This window comes from Variovorax sp. AB1(2024), from assembly GCF_037482385.2.
Classification (GTDB): Bacteria; Pseudomonadota; Gammaproteobacteria; order Burkholderiales; family Burkholderiaceae_C; genus Variovorax.
In genome coordinates this window covers 3,333,089-3,348,164 of sequence record NZ_JBBHKP020000001.1, presented here as the reverse complement: position 1 = coordinate 3,348,164, position 15,076 = coordinate 3,333,089, and the positions used below count along the sequence as shown (strand labels likewise).

Annotated in this window: 16 protein-coding genes; 7 read left to right on the top strand and 9 right to left on the bottom strand. The window is 67.9% G+C overall.

Annotated elements, in window-relative coordinates; all coding sequences use genetic code 11:
- Window positions 1-15: 15 nt before the first annotated feature.
- The 3 genes from WIX39_RS15640 to WIX39_RS15630 all read left to right on the top strand — a co-directional run bounded on the left by WIX39_RS15640 (window position 16) and on the right by WIX39_RS15630 (window position 1,706).
- Window positions 16-240, top strand: a complete 225-nt coding sequence (locus tag WIX39_RS15640) for a DUF904 domain-containing protein (protein WP_081270851.1) — start codon at window positions 16-18, stop codon at window positions 238-240.
- Entirely contained in the window at window positions 237-581 is a 345-nt protein-coding gene (locus WIX39_RS15635) for a cell division protein ZapA (protein WP_285411741.1), read from the top strand. The genes WIX39_RS15640 and WIX39_RS15635 overlap by 4 nt, the downstream gene beginning before the upstream one ends.
- A 303-nt stretch (window positions 582-884) precedes the next feature.
- Complete coding sequence (locus WIX39_RS15630) at window positions 885-1,706, top strand: sulfite exporter TauE/SafE family protein (RefSeq protein WP_106937468.1); 822 nt, start codon at window positions 885-887, stop codon at window positions 1,704-1,706.
- 30 nt (window positions 1,707-1,736) lie between these two features.
- Here WIX39_RS15630 and WIX39_RS15625 read toward each other — a convergent pair whose 3' ends face one another.
- On the bottom strand, window positions 1,737-2,699 hold the full coding sequence (locus tag WIX39_RS15625) for a helix-turn-helix domain-containing protein (protein WP_409195341.1): 963 nt from the start codon (window positions 2,697-2,699) through the stop codon (window positions 1,737-1,739).
- Between the two features lie 189 nt (window positions 2,700-2,888).
- On the opposite strand from WIX39_RS15625, the gene WIX39_RS15620 reads away from it, so the two are divergent.
- Together WIX39_RS15620 and WIX39_RS15615 are read left to right on the top strand one after the other, a co-directional pair.
- Entirely contained in the window at window positions 2,889-3,893 is a 1,005-nt protein-coding gene (locus WIX39_RS15620; protein ID WP_285411743.1) for a carbon-nitrogen hydrolase family protein, read from the top strand.
- Window positions 3,894-3,911: 18 nt separating this feature from the next.
- Complete coding sequence (locus WIX39_RS15615) at window positions 3,912-4,976, top strand: phenylacetaldoxime dehydratase family protein (protein WP_409195340.1); 1,065 nt, start codon at window positions 3,912-3,914, stop codon at window positions 4,974-4,976.
- A gap of 12 nt (window positions 4,977-4,988) precedes the next feature.
- Here the strand turns inward: WIX39_RS15615 and WIX39_RS15610 are convergent, their stop codons facing one another.
- The 7 genes from WIX39_RS15610 to WIX39_RS15580 all read right to left on the bottom strand — a co-directional run bounded on the left by WIX39_RS15610 (window position 4,989) and on the right by WIX39_RS15580 (window position 12,561).
- On the bottom strand, window positions 4,989-6,527 hold the full coding sequence (locus tag WIX39_RS15610) for a malonate--CoA ligase (RefSeq protein ID WP_409195339.1): 1,539 nt from the start codon (window positions 6,525-6,527) through the stop codon (window positions 4,989-4,991).
- Window positions 6,528-6,539: 12 nt separating this feature from the next.
- A complete protein-coding gene (locus tag WIX39_RS15605) occupies window positions 6,540-7,340 on the bottom strand; it encodes an enoyl-CoA hydratase/isomerase family protein (protein ID WP_409195338.1) in 801 nt (266 codons plus the stop codon).
- Complete coding sequence (locus tag WIX39_RS15600) at window positions 7,337-8,323, bottom strand: Bug family tripartite tricarboxylate transporter substrate binding protein (protein WP_409195337.1); 987 nt, start codon at window positions 8,321-8,323, stop codon at window positions 7,337-7,339. Before WIX39_RS15600 ends, WIX39_RS15605 begins: the two co-directional genes overlap by 4 nt.
- A gap of 109 nt (window positions 8,324-8,432) precedes the next feature.
- Window positions 8,433-9,899 (bottom strand): malonyl-CoA decarboxylase, encoded by a 1,467-nt coding sequence (locus WIX39_RS15595; RefSeq protein ID WP_409195336.1) that lies wholly within the window; start codon window positions 9,897-9,899, stop codon window positions 8,433-8,435.
- 28 nt (window positions 9,900-9,927) lie between these two features.
- Window positions 9,928-10,596, bottom strand: a complete 669-nt coding sequence (locus WIX39_RS15590; protein ID WP_081270860.1) for a GntR family transcriptional regulator — start codon at window positions 10,594-10,596, stop codon at window positions 9,928-9,930.
- Between the two features lie 114 nt (window positions 10,597-10,710).
- Complete coding sequence (gene lgt, locus WIX39_RS15585; protein WP_409195335.1) at window positions 10,711-11,541, bottom strand: prolipoprotein diacylglyceryl transferase; 831 nt, start codon at window positions 11,539-11,541, stop codon at window positions 10,711-10,713.
- A 75-nt stretch (window positions 11,542-11,616) separates the two neighbouring features.
- Window positions 11,617-12,561 carry a LysR family transcriptional regulator gene (locus tag WIX39_RS15580; protein WP_409195334.1) on the bottom strand — a complete coding sequence of 315 codons (945 nt, stop codon included), beginning with the start codon at window positions 12,559-12,561 and terminating at the stop codon, window positions 11,617-11,619.
- Between the two features lie 102 nt (window positions 12,562-12,663).
- Between WIX39_RS15580 and ilvD the strand changes: the two genes are divergently transcribed.
- Window positions 12,664-14,358, top strand: coding sequence for a dihydroxy-acid dehydratase (gene ilvD / locus WIX39_RS15575; protein WP_081270863.1), 1,695 nt, complete (start codon window positions 12,664-12,666; stop codon window positions 14,356-14,358).
- A gap of 43 nt (window positions 14,359-14,401) precedes the next feature.
- Here the strand turns inward: ilvD and WIX39_RS15570 are convergent, their stop codons facing one another.
- The gene (locus WIX39_RS15570) at window positions 14,402-14,653 is read right to left on the bottom strand and encodes a TIGR04438 family Trp-rich protein (protein WP_081270864.1); all 252 of its coding nucleotides are present in this window, start codon (window positions 14,651-14,653) and stop codon (window positions 14,402-14,404) included.
- A 106-nt stretch (window positions 14,654-14,759) separates the two neighbouring features.
- Here WIX39_RS15570 and WIX39_RS15565 point away from each other — a divergent pair, with 106 nt between their 5' ends.
- A complete protein-coding gene (locus WIX39_RS15565) occupies window positions 14,760-15,074 on the top strand; it encodes a c-type cytochrome (protein WP_081270865.1) in 315 nt (104 codons plus the stop codon).
- Window positions 15,075-15,076 lie beyond the last annotated feature (2 nt).

Here is a 15,076-nt window from a genome sequence, read left to right as displayed (position 1 = left end):
CTACAATCGCCAACCATGCCCGCATCCAGCCCCATCGACCAGATCGCCGAGCGTGTCGAACGCCTGCTCGTGCGTCACGAAGAGGTGCAGCGCACCAATGAGTTGCTGCAGGAACAGGTCGATGCGCTCACGCGCGAACGCGACGCACTGAAGTCGCGGCTCGCCGCGGCCCGCACGCGCCTCGACGCGCTGCTCGAACGGCTGCCGGCTGAACCACCTCCCCAAGACCCCTCCGCATGAAGCAGATTGAAGTACAGATCATGGGCCAGAGCTATCTGCTCGGCTGCCCCGACGGCGGCGAGGCGCAGCTGCGCGAAGCCGTCGAACGCGTGGACGCTGCCATGTGCAAGATCCGCGATGCGGGAAAAGTCAAGGCCCGCGACCGCATCGCAGTGCTGGCCTCGCTTAACCTGGCCTTCGACCTGGCCGCGCAGCAGGCCACTGCCGCCGCCGCGCCCGCGGCAGTACCTCCCGCCGAGGCAGCAGGCACCGCCCCCGATACCGCGGAAACCGACCCGAAGGCCGCGCAGCTCATTCAGAGACTCGATCAAGCCCTTGCCGGCGATGGACATTTGCTCTGAATGAATTCGTCGGACACAGGCAGGGAGGCGTAAAATCCGAACTGTCTGCAGACGTGTCGGGCTTAATATTTCCTTGTTCCAATGCTCTCCGGAGCCGGGCTTGGTACATCGCTAGACGGGCGTGATCATCTCGCGTCAGATGAACCCGAAGTCTTGCTGCCCTCGCCCACCTGAACCCTGGTTCAGGATGCGGGTCCGGCACATCATCTGCAGACACCTTTTCCCGCCGCGGCCCCCTGCACCAGTTGCACGGGGCCGCTGCTTTTTGCAGAAGCACTTTCCCTTTCCTGCGCCACCGTGAACATCACCGCCCTGCTCGACCCCCTGCTCATCGCCGAACTCGCGGCACTCGGCCTCGGTACCGGCTTTCTCGCGGGCCTGCTGGGCATCGGCGGCGGCATGATGATGGTGCCGTTCATCACGATCATCATGGGCCACCGCGGCGTGCCGGCCGACCTGGCGGTGAAGATGGCCATCGCGACCTCCATGGCCACCATCATCTTCACCTCGGTGTCGAGCGTGCGTGCGCACCACAAGCGCGGCGCGGTGCGCTGGGACATCGTGAAGCGGCTCGCGCCCGGCATCGTCATCGGCAGCCTCGTGGGCAGCCTGGGCGTGTTCGCGCTGCTCAAGGGCACGGCGCTCGCCATCGTCTTCGCGCTGTTCGTGGGCTTCTCGGCCACGCAGATGTTCCTCGACAAGAAACCCAAGCCCACGCGGCAGATGCCGGGCACGGGCGGCCAGCTCGCGGCGGGCGGCGCCATCGGCTTCATCTCGGGCCTGGTGGGCGCGGGCGGCGGCTTCATCAGCGTGCCGTTCATGACGTGGTGCAACATCGCCATCCACAACGCCGTGGCCACGAGCGCGGCGCTGGGCTTTCCGATCGCGGTGGCCAACGTGGCGGGCTACGTGGTCAGCGGCCAATCCGTCGATGGCCTGCCGGCGGGCTCCTTCGGCTACATCTGGCTGCCGGCGCTCGCGGTGATCGCGGCGTGCAGCGTGCTCACCGCACCGCTGGGCGCCAAGGCCGCGCACAGCCTGCCGGTGAAGAAGCTCAAGCGCGTGTTCGCGAGCATCCTGTACCTGCTGGCGGCCTACATGCTCTGGAAGGGCCTGCACGGCTGAAGACGGCGAGCTGCCGTCCGGCAGCTCCGGCTACTGCTGCACCCGCTGCCGCCACTCGCGCGGCGAGCACCCGAAGCGCTCCCTGAAGGCACGGCTGAAATGCGCCGCGTCGTTGAAGCCCCGCCCGTAGGCGATATCCCCCACCGGGCGGCCAGCAAGGCGCGGCTCCAGGAGGTCGCGGCTGCAGGCCTCGAGCCGGCGCTCCCAGATGTACTGCGACGGCGTGAGCGGTTCGCTCTTGAACACGCGGTGGATATGGCTCACCGACATGCCCAGCTCCGCCGCCAGCGTACCCACCGACAGCGACGGATCGGCGAGCTGCTCGTCGATGCGCCGCTTCACGCGCGCCAGGTGGTACGCCGTGAGATTGCTGAGCGCCGGCGCGCGCGCCGCCGGCAATGTCTGCAGCCCCGCCACCAGAATGTTCTGCACCCCGTGGGCCACGGCCAGCGCCGAGGCGGGTTGCAGCGTGTCGATGTCTTCCCGCAGCGTGCGGATCATGCCCAGCAGCAGGTGCCCCGCGCCTTCGCGGCCTGACACCGTGGTGGCCGTCAGCGCCTCGGTGTCGCGCAGTTCGCTGCGCAGGCGCTCGCCGGGGAGCTTCAGCACGATCTGCTCGAAGGCCTCGTCGAACAGCAGCTGGTAGGGCCGCGTGCTGTCGTACAGCGCGAAGTCGCCGGCCGACAGCACGGCGTCGCGACCGTCCTGGCGCACCACGCCGTGGCCGCGCGCCTGGATGCTCACGAGGAAGTAGTCGTCGCTCGATCTCGAGATGTGGCCCGGCGTGCGCATCACCTTCTGCGGCGCCGAGGTGACCACCGACACGTCGAGGCCCGGCAGCGTGTGCTGGCGGATGCTGCCCTCGAAATCGCCCGTGTCGCCCTCGTGCACCGGGTCGCAGCCGAGCTGCACGTAGACGTTGCAGATCATGTCGGTCCAGTAGGCGAGCCGCTGGTTGCGCGAGACGGCGTCGGTGCTGATCAACTGGGTCATCGGGGGTTCCTCGGAAAGCCCGCAAACGGCGCGGACTGGTGCATGCAACGCTGGAACAAGAACGCGGCCAATCCTGGTCAAGCCGTTCCAGCGGCGCGAATTTACGCTTCAAGCAACCCGCATGCCACAGCGCAAACCCGGTGCGCGCGGCCTGCGGTTCGTTACTTTCATTGCACCTGGAGATTCACCATGCCGACCACCGTCCACCCCAAGCTGCGCGTCGCCGCCGTTCAGGCAGCGCCCGTGTTCCTCGACCTCGACGCCACCATCGACAAGACCATCGACCTGATGGCGCAGGCCGCGAAACAGGACGTGCAGCTCATCGCCTTTCCCGAGACCTGGATCCCCGGCTACCCATGGTGGATATGGCTCGACTCGCCGGCATGGGGCATGCAGTTCGTGCAGCGCTACCACGACAACTCCCTGGTCATCGGCTCCGCCGAGTTCGAGCGCCTGAACGCCGCGGCGCGCAAGCACAGGATCTGGCTGTCCTTCGGCTTCAGCGAGAAGTCGGCGGGCAGCCTCTACATTGCGCAGGCGCTGATCGACGACCAGGGCAACACCGTGCAGACGCGCCGCAAGCTCAAGCCCACGCACGTGGAGCGCACCGTGTTCGGCGAAGGCGACGGCGCCGACCTGCACGTGGTGGAAACGCCGATCGGCAACATCGGCTCGCTGTGCTGCTGGGAGCATCTGCAGCCGCTCAGCAAGTACGCCATGTATGCGCAGAACGAGCAGATCCACTGCGCTGCCTGGCCCAGCTTCTCGCTCTATCGCGGCGCGGCCTACGCGCTGGGCCAGGAGGTCAACAACGCAGCGAGCCAGGTGTATGCGGTGGAGGGTGGGTGCTTCGTGATCGCGCCCTGCGCGACCGTGTCCAAGGCCATGAGCGAGCTGATGTGCACCGACGCCGGCAAGCAGCAGATGCTGGGCGTGGGCGGCGGCCATGCGCGCATCTACGCGCCCGACGGTTCACCGCTGGGCACGCCGCTGGCGGAGGACGAGGAAGGCCTGGTCGTCGCCGACATCGACCTCGGCATGATCTCGCTCGCCAAGGCCGCGGCGGACCCCAGCGGGCATTACTCGCGCCCCGACGTCACGCAGCTGCTGCTGAACAAGACGCGCCGCGAGCCCATGGTGGTGCAGCTCACGCCCGAGCCCGAGGGCAGCGCGGCCGAGCCGGTCGTGGCCTGACACCGAAGGAGCCGAGCCGTGGAATCCGCCATCGCCGAACACCTGAAGTGCCCCCGCTCGCGCCACCGCCGCGTGGAGGACGACTACGCCCCGCCCTACCCCGTGTGGTCGGCACGCGCGCCCGCCTCGACCACGCAGGTGGTCATGGGGTACTTCGGCGTGCAGTCGCGCGGCGCGGACATGCAGGGCCGCGCCTGCGCCGCGCTGATGAAGATCGCGCGCGACTTCGCCCTGCCCGACGGGCCGGGCCACCACGACCTCACGCACCACGTCGATGCCGACGGCTTCGACAACATGATCGCCATCGCCTACTGGCGTGATCCCGATGCGTTCAGGCGCTGGTGCGCCACGCCCGCAGTCGACGCATGGTGGCGCGCCGACGAGCGGCTCGCGGAAGGCCTCGGCTACTTCCGCGAGATCGCGTCGCCACGCGTGCAGCACTTCGAGACCATGTTCAACACGCCCGACCGCATGGAGGGCGTGGGCGTGGTGATGGGCGGCGTCAGCGGCGAGCTGCAGGAGCACGGCTACTGGGGATCGATGCGCGACCGGATCCCGCTCTCGCAGACCGACGCCATGGCGCCGTCAGGCACGCGCGCGGTGATCGCCGGCGCGCCGGTGCCGGGGCAGCGCGTGCGCATCGCCGGCCACGAGAACATCGCGATGATCCGCTCCGGCCAGGAATGGACCGACACCACCGGCCAGGAACGCACGCTCTACCTGCAGGAAATGGAGCCCGTGCTGCGCGAAGGCATGGACTTCCTGCGCGACCAGGGCCTGGGCATCGGCTGCTACAGCAACCGCTACATGCACCACCTCGACACGCACGGCAAGCCGCTGCAGAAGTTCTTCGGCCTGAGCTACTGGCACTCGCTGGCCGACATGGAGCGCTGGGCCGAGTCGCACCCGACGCACGTCGCGATCTTCGGCAGCTTCATGCGCTACGTGCAGGCGCTGAACTTCCAGCTGCAGCTGCGCGTGTACCACGAGGTGTCGGTGCTGAAGGCCGACGAGCAGAGCTACGAGTACATCAACTGCCACGCGCGCAGCGGGCTGATGAATGGGCTCGCGCCCGCGGCATGAGACGACCTGCGGTCAGCTCGCGAACAGCGCCTTGTGCTCCGCGCGCAGCAGCGCCTTCTGCACCTTGCCCATGGTGTTGCGCGGCAGCTCCGGCACCACGAAGCAGCGCTTGGGGATCTTGAAGTTCGCGAGCTTCGACCTGAGGTCGGCCACGATGGCGTCGGCGTCGAGCGCGGCGCCGGCCTTGGGAATGACGATGGCCACGCCCACCTCGCCGAAGTCGGGGTGCGGCACGCCGACCACCGCGCTCTCGGCCACGCCGGCCATCTCGTTGATGTAGCCCTCGATCTCGGCCGGGTACACGTTGTAGCCGCCGCTGATGATCAGGTCCTTGCTGCGCCCGACGATGGTGATGTAGCCCAGGCCGTCGATCTTGCCCACGTCGCCGGTCTTGAAGAAACCGTCCGCGGTGAACTCTTCCCTCGTCTTCTCGGGCATGCGCCAGTAGCCCGAGAAGACGTTGGGCCCGCTGACTTCGATGTTGCCGATCTCGTCGGTGGTGCAATCACGGCCGCTGTCGTCGCGCACGCGCAGTTGCACGCCAGGCAGCGCAAAGCCGACGGTGCCGCCGCGGCGCTCGCCCTGCTCGGGCCTGTAGGGGTTGGAGGTGAGCATGGCGGTCTCGCTCATGCCGTAGCGCTCCAGGATGGTGTGGCCGGTGCGCTCGCGCCACTCCTCGAAGGTCTCGATGAGGAGCGGCGCGGAGCCGGCGATGAACAGCCGCATGTTGCGCACCGCCTCGCGCGTGAGGCCCGGCTCCGCGAGCAGCCGCACGTACAGCGTGGGCACGCCCATGAACACCGTGGCTTCGGGCAGCTTCTGCACGACGCGCTTGGGGTCGAACCTGGAGAACCACAGCATCTTGCTGCCGTTGAGCAGCGCGCCGTGCAGCGCCACGAACAGGCCGTGCACATGGAAGATGGGCAGCGCGTGGATCAGCACGTCGCCCTCGGTCCAGCCCCAGTAGTCCTTCAGCACCTCGGCGTTCGACAGCAGGTTGCCGTGCGACAGCATCGCGCCCTTGCTGCGGCCGGTGGTGCCGCTGGTGTAGAGGATGGCGGCCATGTCGTCGGCCTTGCGGTGCGCCGGCGTGTGCCGGTCGCTGCATTGCGCCGCCACTTCGAGCAGCGTGCCGGTGCGGTCGTCGTCCAGCGTGAAGACGTGCTTCGTGCCAGCCGCGTTGGCGATGGGGCCGACCCACGGCGCGTTGCGGCTGGTGCACACCACCACGGCGGGCTCGGCGTTGCCGATGAAGTACTCGATCTCGGCGCTCTGGTAGGCGGTGTTCAGCGGCAGGAACACGTAGCCCGCGCGCAAGGTGGCGAGGTACAGCAGCATGGCCTCGACCGACTTCTCGACCTGCACGGCGATGCGCGCGCCCTTCTCGAGCTTCAGTGCATCGAGCAGGTTGGCGATCATGGCGCTGGCGCGATCGAGGTCGCGCCACGAATAGAACAGGCCGTCGTCGGTCTCCACGGCAACGGCGTCGAGGTCAGCGGGAAAGGCCGCGCGCAGGGCGGCGAACAGGTTGGCGTTGGCAGGCTTCTTCATCGGGCAGGTACTTCAGAAATTCGGTTTGCGCTTGGCAAGGAAGGCGTCGATGCCTTCGCGGTGCTCGGCGGAGTCGGCATAGTCGTAGGCGGTGGCCAGCAGGCTGTGGGCCGAGGGCGCACCGGCGCGCAGCGCGGAAAAGGTCTTCTTGTGCAGGCGCGCCGCCTGCGGCGCGAGCGCGGCGATGCGCATGGCATGGTCGCGCGCGGCGGCGGCCACTTCGTTGTCTGGCAGCACGCTCAGCAGAAAGCCCGCGTCGTACAGCCGCCGGGCGCCGTGCACGCCGGCGGCCAGCAGCATGTCGCGCGCAAGCACGTCGCCGATGGCGCCATGCACCAGCGCGGCCTCGCGCGGCGCCATCGGAAAGCCGAGCTTCGCAATGGGCGCGCCGAACTTCGCGGAAGCGCCGGCCAGCCGGATGTCGCAGCAGCTCGCGATCTCGATGCCCGCGCCCATGCAGGCGCCTTCGATCTGTGCGACCAGCGGCAGCGGGCAGTCGAGCATCGCCTGCAGAGCGGCCCAGACCTCGTTCTCGTGGAATTCGCGCAGGCTCGGCTCTTCGAAGCGGAACGACGGGTACTCGGAAATGTCGCCGCCCGCGCAGAAGGCACCGCCCTCCCCTTGCACCACGACGCAGCGCAGGCTGGCGTCGCTTTCGCTGCTGTCGCGCAGGTCGTCGAACACGGCGCGCAGCGTGCGCCACATGGCGCGCGTCATTGCATTGAGCCGCCCCGCGTTCGAGAGCATGACGAAAGCGACTGCGCCGTCGCGGCGCAACGAGACCTGGCTGCCCCGCTGCTCGCCGATGCTCATTCGATCTTCGCGCCCGAGGCCTTCACCACCGTCGCCCATCGCTTGATTTCTGAATTCACGAAGCTGCCGTAGGCGGCGCCGGTGATGGTCGGGATCTCCGAGCCGTTCTGGGCCCAGATGTTCTTGATGTCGTCGCTTGCGAGCACTTTCTTCATTTCATCGATGATCTGCGGCTGCACCTCGGCCGGGGTGCGCCTGGGAGCCCACAGGCCGTACCAGGTGGTGACGGTGTAGTCGGGCAGGCCGACTTCGGCCGCACATGGTACGTCGGGAAATGCCGGGTTGCGCTTGCTGCCGGCCACCATCAGCGCCTTGATGCGACCGCTCTTGATGTACTGGGCCGAGGAGCCGAGGCCGTCGAACATCAGGTCGACGTTGCCGGAGATCAGGTCGGCCAGCGCCGGGCCGGCGCCGCGGTATGGAATGTGGGTGATGAAGGTGCCGGTCTGCAGCTTGAACAGTTCGCCCGCCAGGTGGTGCGAGGTGCCCGCGCCGGCCGAGCCGTAGTTGAGTTGCCCGGGGCTGCGCTTGGCCAGCGCGATGAGCTCCTTGATGCTCGTGGCCTGCACCCGCTTCGGGTTGACCACCACCACCTGCGGCACATTGGCCAGCAGCATCAGCGGAACGAAGTCTTTCTCGATGTCGTAGTCGAGCTTGGGGTAGACGGAAGGCGCGATCGCATGGTGGACCGCGCCCATGAAGAGCGAGTAGCCATCCGCGGTTGCCTTCGACGCGATGCTGGCACCCAGCGTGCCGCCCGCGCCGCCGCGGTTGTCGATGATGAGCGACTGGTTCGTCAGCCGCGAGAACTGGCCCGACAGCGGCCGCGCGAACGCGTCGGTGCCGCCGCCCGCCGGGAACGGCACAACCATCGTCACCGGCTTGCCCGGCCAGTTCTGCTGGGCGCGCGCCGCGCCGCAAAGCATGGCCGCACCGGCGGCGGCCACGCGCAGGACGTCGCGGCGTTGGAAGTTCGAATTCATTTGTCTCGTCTCCTGTCGTTGTGGATTCGCCGCCCCATGCGGCCGCCGGCGTGTCTTGCGCCGGCACTGGCACTTGCTTGCTTGCTCGCTGTTGCGCTCTTTTCGGACTTCAGCCTTTTTTGAAGAACAGGCTTTCGATGTCTCCCGACACTGCCACCTTGCCGTCCGCCAGCCAGGTGCGATGTTTGTCCAGCCGCTTGAGGTCGTACAGGTAATTGACCATCAGGCCGTACGACTGCTTGTGTCCCTTGGGCGAAGGGTCGCCCGCCCAGTTCAGGCGTTCGACGCGCGCGCCATTGCCCAAATGGAAGCGCGCCACCGGATCGGCCGGCGTGCCGTCGACCAGCGCCCGGCCCAGGTATTCGGCGGCGGCCTGCATGAGCCATTGGCGCAGCGGCGACTTGGGCTCCAGGCCGGCGGCCGCATCCACGGCGGCGAGCAGGCGCTCCGCGGTGGGCGGCATCGAACCGACGAGCCGGCCGAGCTCGGCTTCGCGCTTTTCGTCCAGCCGCGGCAGCAGCTCGGCCGCGTTCTTCGCGAGCCAGGTGCGAAAGCCCGGAATCGGCGACAGCGTGGCGAAGGTCTTCAGGCGAGGTAGCTCGTCCTGCAGGGTCTCGACCACGCGCTTGATGAGCGAGTCGCCGAAGCTCACGCCGCGCAGGCCGTTCTGCGTGTTGCTGATCGAATAGAAGATGGCGGTGGTGGCCTTGGCGGGCAAGACAGGCGCCGCGGCTTCGTCGAGCAGCGGCGTGATGCCGTCGCTGATGCGGTCGACCAGCGCGACCTCGACGAAGATCAGCGGCTCGTTGGGCAGGCGCGGATGGAAGAAGCCGTAGCAGCGACGGTCGCTGTCGTCGAGCCGGTTCTTCACGTCGGACCAGCTCTTGATGTCGTGCACCGCCTCGTAGCGGATGAGCTTCTCGATCAGCGAGGCCGGCGAGTCCCAGTCGATGCGGCGCAGCTCGAGGAAGGCCACGTCGAACCAGGTGGAGAACAGGTGCTCCAGCTCCGCGTCGAGCGCGATCAGGCGCTTGTCGGACTTCAGGCACGGCAGCAGGTCGGCGCGCAGGTCGACCAGGAAGCGCATGCCCTCGGGCTCGACCGCGAAGCGCTGCAGCAGGCGCATGCGCGGCGACACCAGCGCGCGGCGCAGGCGCAGTTCGGCCTGGCCCTCGTCGGGGGTGCCGACCGCGGCCTGGTGCTGGTCGCGGGCGGCCTTGAGCTTTTGCGCGTCGGCGGCGAAGTGCTCGCTCATCAGCGCCCAGTAGTCGCGGCGCTCCTCGGCAGTGGCGGCGCGGTAGGCGTCCGCGATGGCGTGCGCGCGGCGCCCGCCCTCGACCTCGCTCACGCGCGGATCGATCACCGCCTGCAGCTCGGCCAGCACGCGGCGCAGGGCACGCGGCGACAGGGCCTCGTCGGCCTTGCGCAGCGTGACCTGCAGACGCTCGGCGGTGGAGCGCGCGCTGGGCTTGGGGGCGCTCCTGGACGCATTCTTTACCGTGCTCTCCGGCGCCACCGGCACCTTCGAGCCTTCACCGGACCGCAGCCGGGCCTGGAACCACTCGGTCGCACTCATCGGGGGACTCCAATGCTCGAGGGGATGCTCATGACATCACCCTGGATTTCTGATGGCGCATCACTTCGCGCAGCGCCTCGCGCTGGCGCAGCATGTGGGTGCGCATGGCGGCGTCGGCGCCTTCGCTGTCGCGTGCCTTCAGGGCCGCGAAGACGGCCAGGTGCTCCGACAGGCTCTGCTCCAGCCGGCCGGGCGCATGCAACTGCTGCAGGCGCGCGAGCTTCAGTATCTTGCGCAGGTCGCCTATCACCTGGGCCAGCCACTTGTTGTCGGCGAGCTTGATGATCGCCTCATGGATGATGTGGTTGGTGGCGTAGTAGTCGTTGATGCGGCGCGCCTTGGCATGGCGCACCAGCCGTTCGTGCAGCGCGTCGAGTTCGTGCAGTTCGGCATCGCTCGCGTTGCGGGCGGCCTCGTAGGCGCAGCGGCCTTCGAGCAGCGCGATGACCGGGAATATCTCGTCGAGGTCGCGCTCGGTCACTTCTCGCACGAAGCAGCCGCGGCGCGGCTCGTGCCGCAGCAGGCCTTCGGCGGTGAGCACCTTGAGCGCTTCGCGCAGCGGCGTGCGCGAGATGGAAAGCCGCTCGCACAGCGCGGCCTCGTCCACGAAGCTGCCGGGCGCCAGCGTGCCGTCGAAGATCTGCTCGCGCAGCGTGGCGGCGACTTCGTCGTGCAGGGAGTTGGGGACCAGGCGCATGGGATCGGGGCCGCGTAATTTCCTGTAATTACGCGTAATTCTGAGCTTGCACGCCAGCCGGCGCAAGGCGGCGAACCCGCTGCGCGGCTGGGACTTACCCTGCGAACTTCCGGATCAAGCGCGTGCGGCAGCCGCGGTCTTGCCGCCGCGGCCGAACCAGAACCACAGCGCGATGCCGGCGATGACCATCGGCACGCTGAGCCATTGGCCCTGGCTCAGGTTGAGCGCCCGCAGGCCCAGGAAGTCGTCGGGCTCGCGGAAATACTCGGCAATGAAACGCAGCGCGCCGTAGCCGATCAGGAACACCGCGGCCACCTGCCCCTGCTTGCGCTCCTTGCGCGCATAGATCCACATGATCGCGAACAGCAGCAGCCCTTCGAGCAGGAACTGGTAGACCTGCGACGGGTGGCGCGGCAGCATCGAGCCGCTCTGCGGAAACACCATGCCCCAGGGCAGGTCGGGGCTGCTGAAGCGGCCCCAGAGTTCGCCGTTGATGAAGTTGCCCACGCGCCCGGCGGCAAGGCCGGTCGGCACGCAGGGCGCAACGAAGTCCATCACCTGCCAGAACGGCCGCGCACGCGAGTGCGAGAACCACACCATCGCGCCAATCACGCCGAGCAGGCCGCCATGGAAGCTCATGCCGCCCTGCCACACGTACAGAACTTCGATCGGATGCGTGAGGTAGAACTCGGGCTTGTAGAACAGGCAGTAGCCGAGCCGCCCGCCGACGATGACGCCCATCACGCCAAGGAAAAGTATGTCCTCGATGTCCTTGCGCTGCCAAGCGCCAGCACCCACCAGCGACCGGTACGGTTCATGGCGCAGCCGGCGCGTGCCGAGAAAATAGAACAGCGCAAAGGCGGCCAGGTAAGTCAGGCCGTACCAGTGGATGGCCACCGGCCCCAGTTGCAGGGCGATGGGATTGATCTGCGGATACATGAGCATCCGCAGATTGTGCCCCGGCCCGATGTCGGGGCCGGGACGGGGATATTCGGCCTTGAGCCACCTTGCGTGCGTCCTTCAGGCCGGCCCCGTGCCGCGCTCCCGCACGAACGCCACGAAGCGCGCAAGCGCCGGGTTGGCGGCCTCCTCGGGCCACACCAGGCTGGTCTCGCAGGCCGGCAGCACCGGCGCATTGCGGTGCCGCGCGGCCGGGGCGAACTCTTCGGCACGCCGGTACACCACGCCCGCCCGGCGAAACTGCATGACGCTCTCCGGCACCCACGCCACGCCGATGCCGCCGGAGACCAGGTTGACGATGGTCTGCATCTGGATTGCCTCCTGCCCCAGCAGCGGCGCGCGGCCGGCCACGTGGTACAGGTCGAAGACGGCGTCGTGCAGCGAAGGCACGATGCGGCGCGGAAAGATCACCAGCGGCTCGGCCAGCACGTCCGCCAGCTGCAACTTCGCCGCGCTTGCCAGCGCGTGCCGCTCGGGCAGCGCGAGCACCAGCGGCTCCTGCGACACCACCAGCCGCGCGAGCCCCGGTGGCGCCGCGCCGGGCGAATGCAGCATCAGCCCGGCATCGATCTCGCCGCGCGCGAAGGCTTCGAGCTGCACGTCGCCGGTGGCCTCGACCAGCTCCAGCGCCACCTCTGGGCACAGCACGCGAAATTCACGCACCCAGGCCGGCAACTGCTCGAAGCCGACGGTCGAGACGAAGGCGATGCGCACGCGCCCCACCTGCCCTGCCGCCGCGGCGCGCGCCCTCGCGGGAAGCGCCTGCGCTCGCGCCAGCAGCTCGCGCACGTCGGGCAGCAGCGCCTCGCCGGCCGGGGTGAGCGCCACGCGCCTGCGGGTGCGGTCGAACAGCACCACGCCCAGCGCCTTCTCGAGCTGGGCGATGGCCTGCGTGACCGGCGGCTGCGTCATGTGCAGGCGCAGCGCGGCGCGGCCGAAATGCAGTTCTTCGGCCACGGCCACGAACTGGCGCCAGGCCCGCAGGTCGATGAGGCTTTCTTTCATATGCCAAGCATATCAATCGACAGCAAAAAACGGATTGGAACCAATCAATCAGAAGTCCGATACTTGGGCTCCCCCGATCTCCCCCACGACAGAAGAGACACCATGGACACCAAACCGATCCAGATCAATCGCCGCAGCGCCAACATCGTCGAAGGCAAGAGCCGCGCGCCCAACCGCTCCATGTTCTATGCCATGGGCTACGAGGAAGGCGACTTCAAGAAGCCGATGGTCGGCGTCGCCAACGGCCACAGCACCATCACGCCCTGCAACTCGGGCCTGCAGAAGCTGGCCGACGCGGCCATCGCGGGCATCGAGGAAGCCGGCGGCAACGCGCAGGTGTTCGGCACGCCCACCATCTCCGACGGCATGGCCATGGGCACCGAAGGCATGAAGTACTCGCTGGTGAGCCGCGAGGTCATCTCCGACTGCATCGAGACCTGCGTGGGCGGCCAGTGGATGGACGGCGTGCTGGTGGTCGGCGGCTGCGACAAGAACATGCCCGGCGGCCTGATGGGCATGCTGCGCGCCAACGTGCCGGCCATCTACGTCTACGGCGGCACCATCCTGCCGGGCCGCTACAAGGGGCAGGACCTGAACATCGTGAGCGTGTTCGAGGCCGTGGGCCAGAACGCCGCCGGCAACATGAGCGACGAAGACCTGCTCGAGATCGAGAAGCGCGCCATTCCCGGCACCGGCTCGTGCGGCGGCATGTACACCGCCAACACCATGTCGAGCGCGTTCGAGGCGCTGGGCATCTCGCTGCCCTACTCGTCGACCATGGCCAACCCGCACGACGAAAAGGCCAACTCGGCCAAGGAATCGGCCAAGGTGCTGATCGAGGCCATCAAGAAAGACCTGAAGCCGCGCGACATCGTGACCAAGAAGGCCATCGAGAACGCGGTGGCCGTGATCATGGCCACCGGCGGCTCGACCAACGCGGTGCTGCACTTCCTGGCCATCGCGCACGCGGCCGGCGTGGAATGGACCATCGACGACTTCGAGCGCATGCGCAAGAAGGTGCCAGTCATCTGCGACCTGAAGCCATCGGGCAAGTACCTGGCGGTCGACCTGCACCAGGCCGGCGGCATTCCGCAAGTGATGAAGGTGCTGCTGAAGGCAGGCCTGCTGCACGGCGACTGCATCACCATCAGCGGCCAGACCATCGAGGAAGTGCTGAAGGACGTGCCGGACGTGCCGCGTGCCGACCAGGACGTGATCCGCCCGATCGACAAGCCGATGTACGCCGAAGGCCACCTGGCCATCCTGAAGGGCAACCTGTCGCCCGAAGGCGCCGTGGCCAAGATCACCGGCCTGAAGAACCCCGTCATCACCGGCCCGGCGCGCGTGTTCGACGACGAGCAGTCGGCGCTGAAGGCCATCCTGGACGGCAAGATCAAGGCCGGCGACGTGATGGTGCTGCGCTACCTCGGCCCCAAGGGCGGCCCGGGCATGCCCGAGATGCTGGCACCCACCGGCGCACTCATCGGCGCGGGCCTCGGCGAAAGCGTGGGCCTGATCACCGACGGCCGCTTCTCCGGCGGTACCTGGGGCATGGTGGTGGGACACGTCGCGCCGGAAGCGGCGGCGGGCGGCACCATCGCCTTCGTGAACGAGGGCGACTCGATCACCATCGACGCGCATGAACTGAAGCTGGAACTGAACGTGCCCGAAGCCGAGATCGCCAAGCGCCGCGAAGGCTGGAAGGCACCGGCACCGCGCTACACGCGCGGCGTGCAGGCGAAGTTCGCGTTCAATGCGTCGAGCGCCAGTTCGGGCGCCGTGCTGGACAAGTTCTGAAGCGGAAGCTCCGGGGCACCGGCTGCGCCGGGCCTCGGATGCGTCATCTGCGCTTGTTGCTGTTGGTGGGCCGCATGCCCATGTTGGTCTTCTGGCGGTCGATGCGCGCCTGCTTGCGCCTGTCTTCCCGCTCCATGATCTTGCGTTTGGTATAGCCCGACGAATCGGCCCATGCCCACCATGCAAGGGCCATGGCAAACGGCGACAGCACGATCCACCAGCTCCAGCCGGCGACCATGCCGACTTCGAGATACTTCAGGGCCAGGCCCAGCAGGCCCAATGCCAGAAACCACATTGCGAATCCCTCGGGGTTGTATTGGCAACGCTGAGGGACGCCGTGCACGGCGGTACCTACAATCGCGTTGAGCCGAATGTAACTCAGCCCTTACGAAATAGATCCCATGACAAGAGTCTTGTTGACGGCAGCCCTGGGCCTCGGCCTGGGCGTACTCGCCGCGCCCGCCTTCGCCGACCTGGCGCTGGCCACCTCGAAGAACTGCATGAGCTGTCACGCGGTCGAGCGCAAGGTGCTCGGGCCGTCGTTCAAGGACGTGGCCGCGAAGTACAAGGACGACAAGGGCGCGGTCGACAAGCTCGCGAGCAAGATCATGAAGGGCGGCTCCGGCGTGTGGGGGCCGGTGCCGATGCCCGCCAACAACCAGGTCAGCGAAGCCGACGCCAAGAAGCTCGCGGCCTGGGTGCTGCAGACGAAGTAACG

Bases quoted from the DNA above. Each gene is read 5' to 3' on its own strand.
- WIX39_RS15640 (WP_081270851.1), top strand. From the start codon at position 16: ATGCCCGCATCCAGCCCCATCGACCAGATCGCCGAGCGTGTCGAACGC.
- WIX39_RS15635 (WP_285411741.1), top strand. From the start codon at position 237: ATGAAGCAGATTGAAGTACAGATCATGGGCCAGAGCTATCTGCTCGGC.
- WIX39_RS15625 (WP_409195341.1), bottom strand. From the start codon at position 2,699: ATGACCCAGTTGATCAGCACCGACGCCGTCTCGCGCAACCAGCGGCTC.
- WIX39_RS15620 (WP_285411743.1), top strand. From the start codon at position 2,889: ATGCCGACCACCGTCCACCCCAAGCTGCGCGTCGCCGCCGTTCAGGCA.
- WIX39_RS15610 (WP_409195339.1), bottom strand. From the start codon at position 6,527: ATGAAGAAGCCTGCCAACGCCAACCTGTTCGCCGCCCTGCGCGCGGCC.
- WIX39_RS15605 (WP_409195338.1), bottom strand. From the start codon at position 7,340: ATGAGCATCGGCGAGCAGCGGGGCAGCCAGGTCTCGTTGCGCCGCGAC.
- WIX39_RS15600 (WP_409195337.1), bottom strand. From the start codon at position 8,323: ATGAATTCGAACTTCCAACGCCGCGACGTCCTGCGCGTGGCCGCCGCC.
- WIX39_RS15595 (WP_409195336.1), bottom strand. From the start codon at position 9,899: ATGAGTGCGACCGAGTGGTTCCAGGCCCGGCTGCGGTCCGGTGAAGGC.
- WIX39_RS15590 (WP_081270860.1), bottom strand. From the start codon at position 10,596: ATGCGCCTGGTCCCCAACTCCCTGCACGACGAAGTCGCCGCCACGCTG.
- lgt (WP_409195335.1), bottom strand. From the start codon at position 11,541: ATGCTCATGTATCCGCAGATCAATCCCATCGCCCTGCAACTGGGGCCG.
- WIX39_RS15580 (WP_409195334.1), bottom strand. From the start codon at position 12,561: ATGAAAGAAAGCCTCATCGACCTGCGGGCCTGGCGCCAGTTCGTGGCC.
- ilvD (WP_081270863.1), top strand. From the start codon at position 12,664: ATGGACACCAAACCGATCCAGATCAATCGCCGCAGCGCCAACATCGTC.
- WIX39_RS15570 (WP_081270864.1), bottom strand. From the start codon at position 14,653: ATGTGGTTTCTGGCATTGGGCCTGCTGGGCCTGGCCCTGAAGTATCTC.
- WIX39_RS15565 (WP_081270865.1), top strand. From the start codon at position 14,760: ATGACAAGAGTCTTGTTGACGGCAGCCCTGGGCCTCGGCCTGGGCGTA.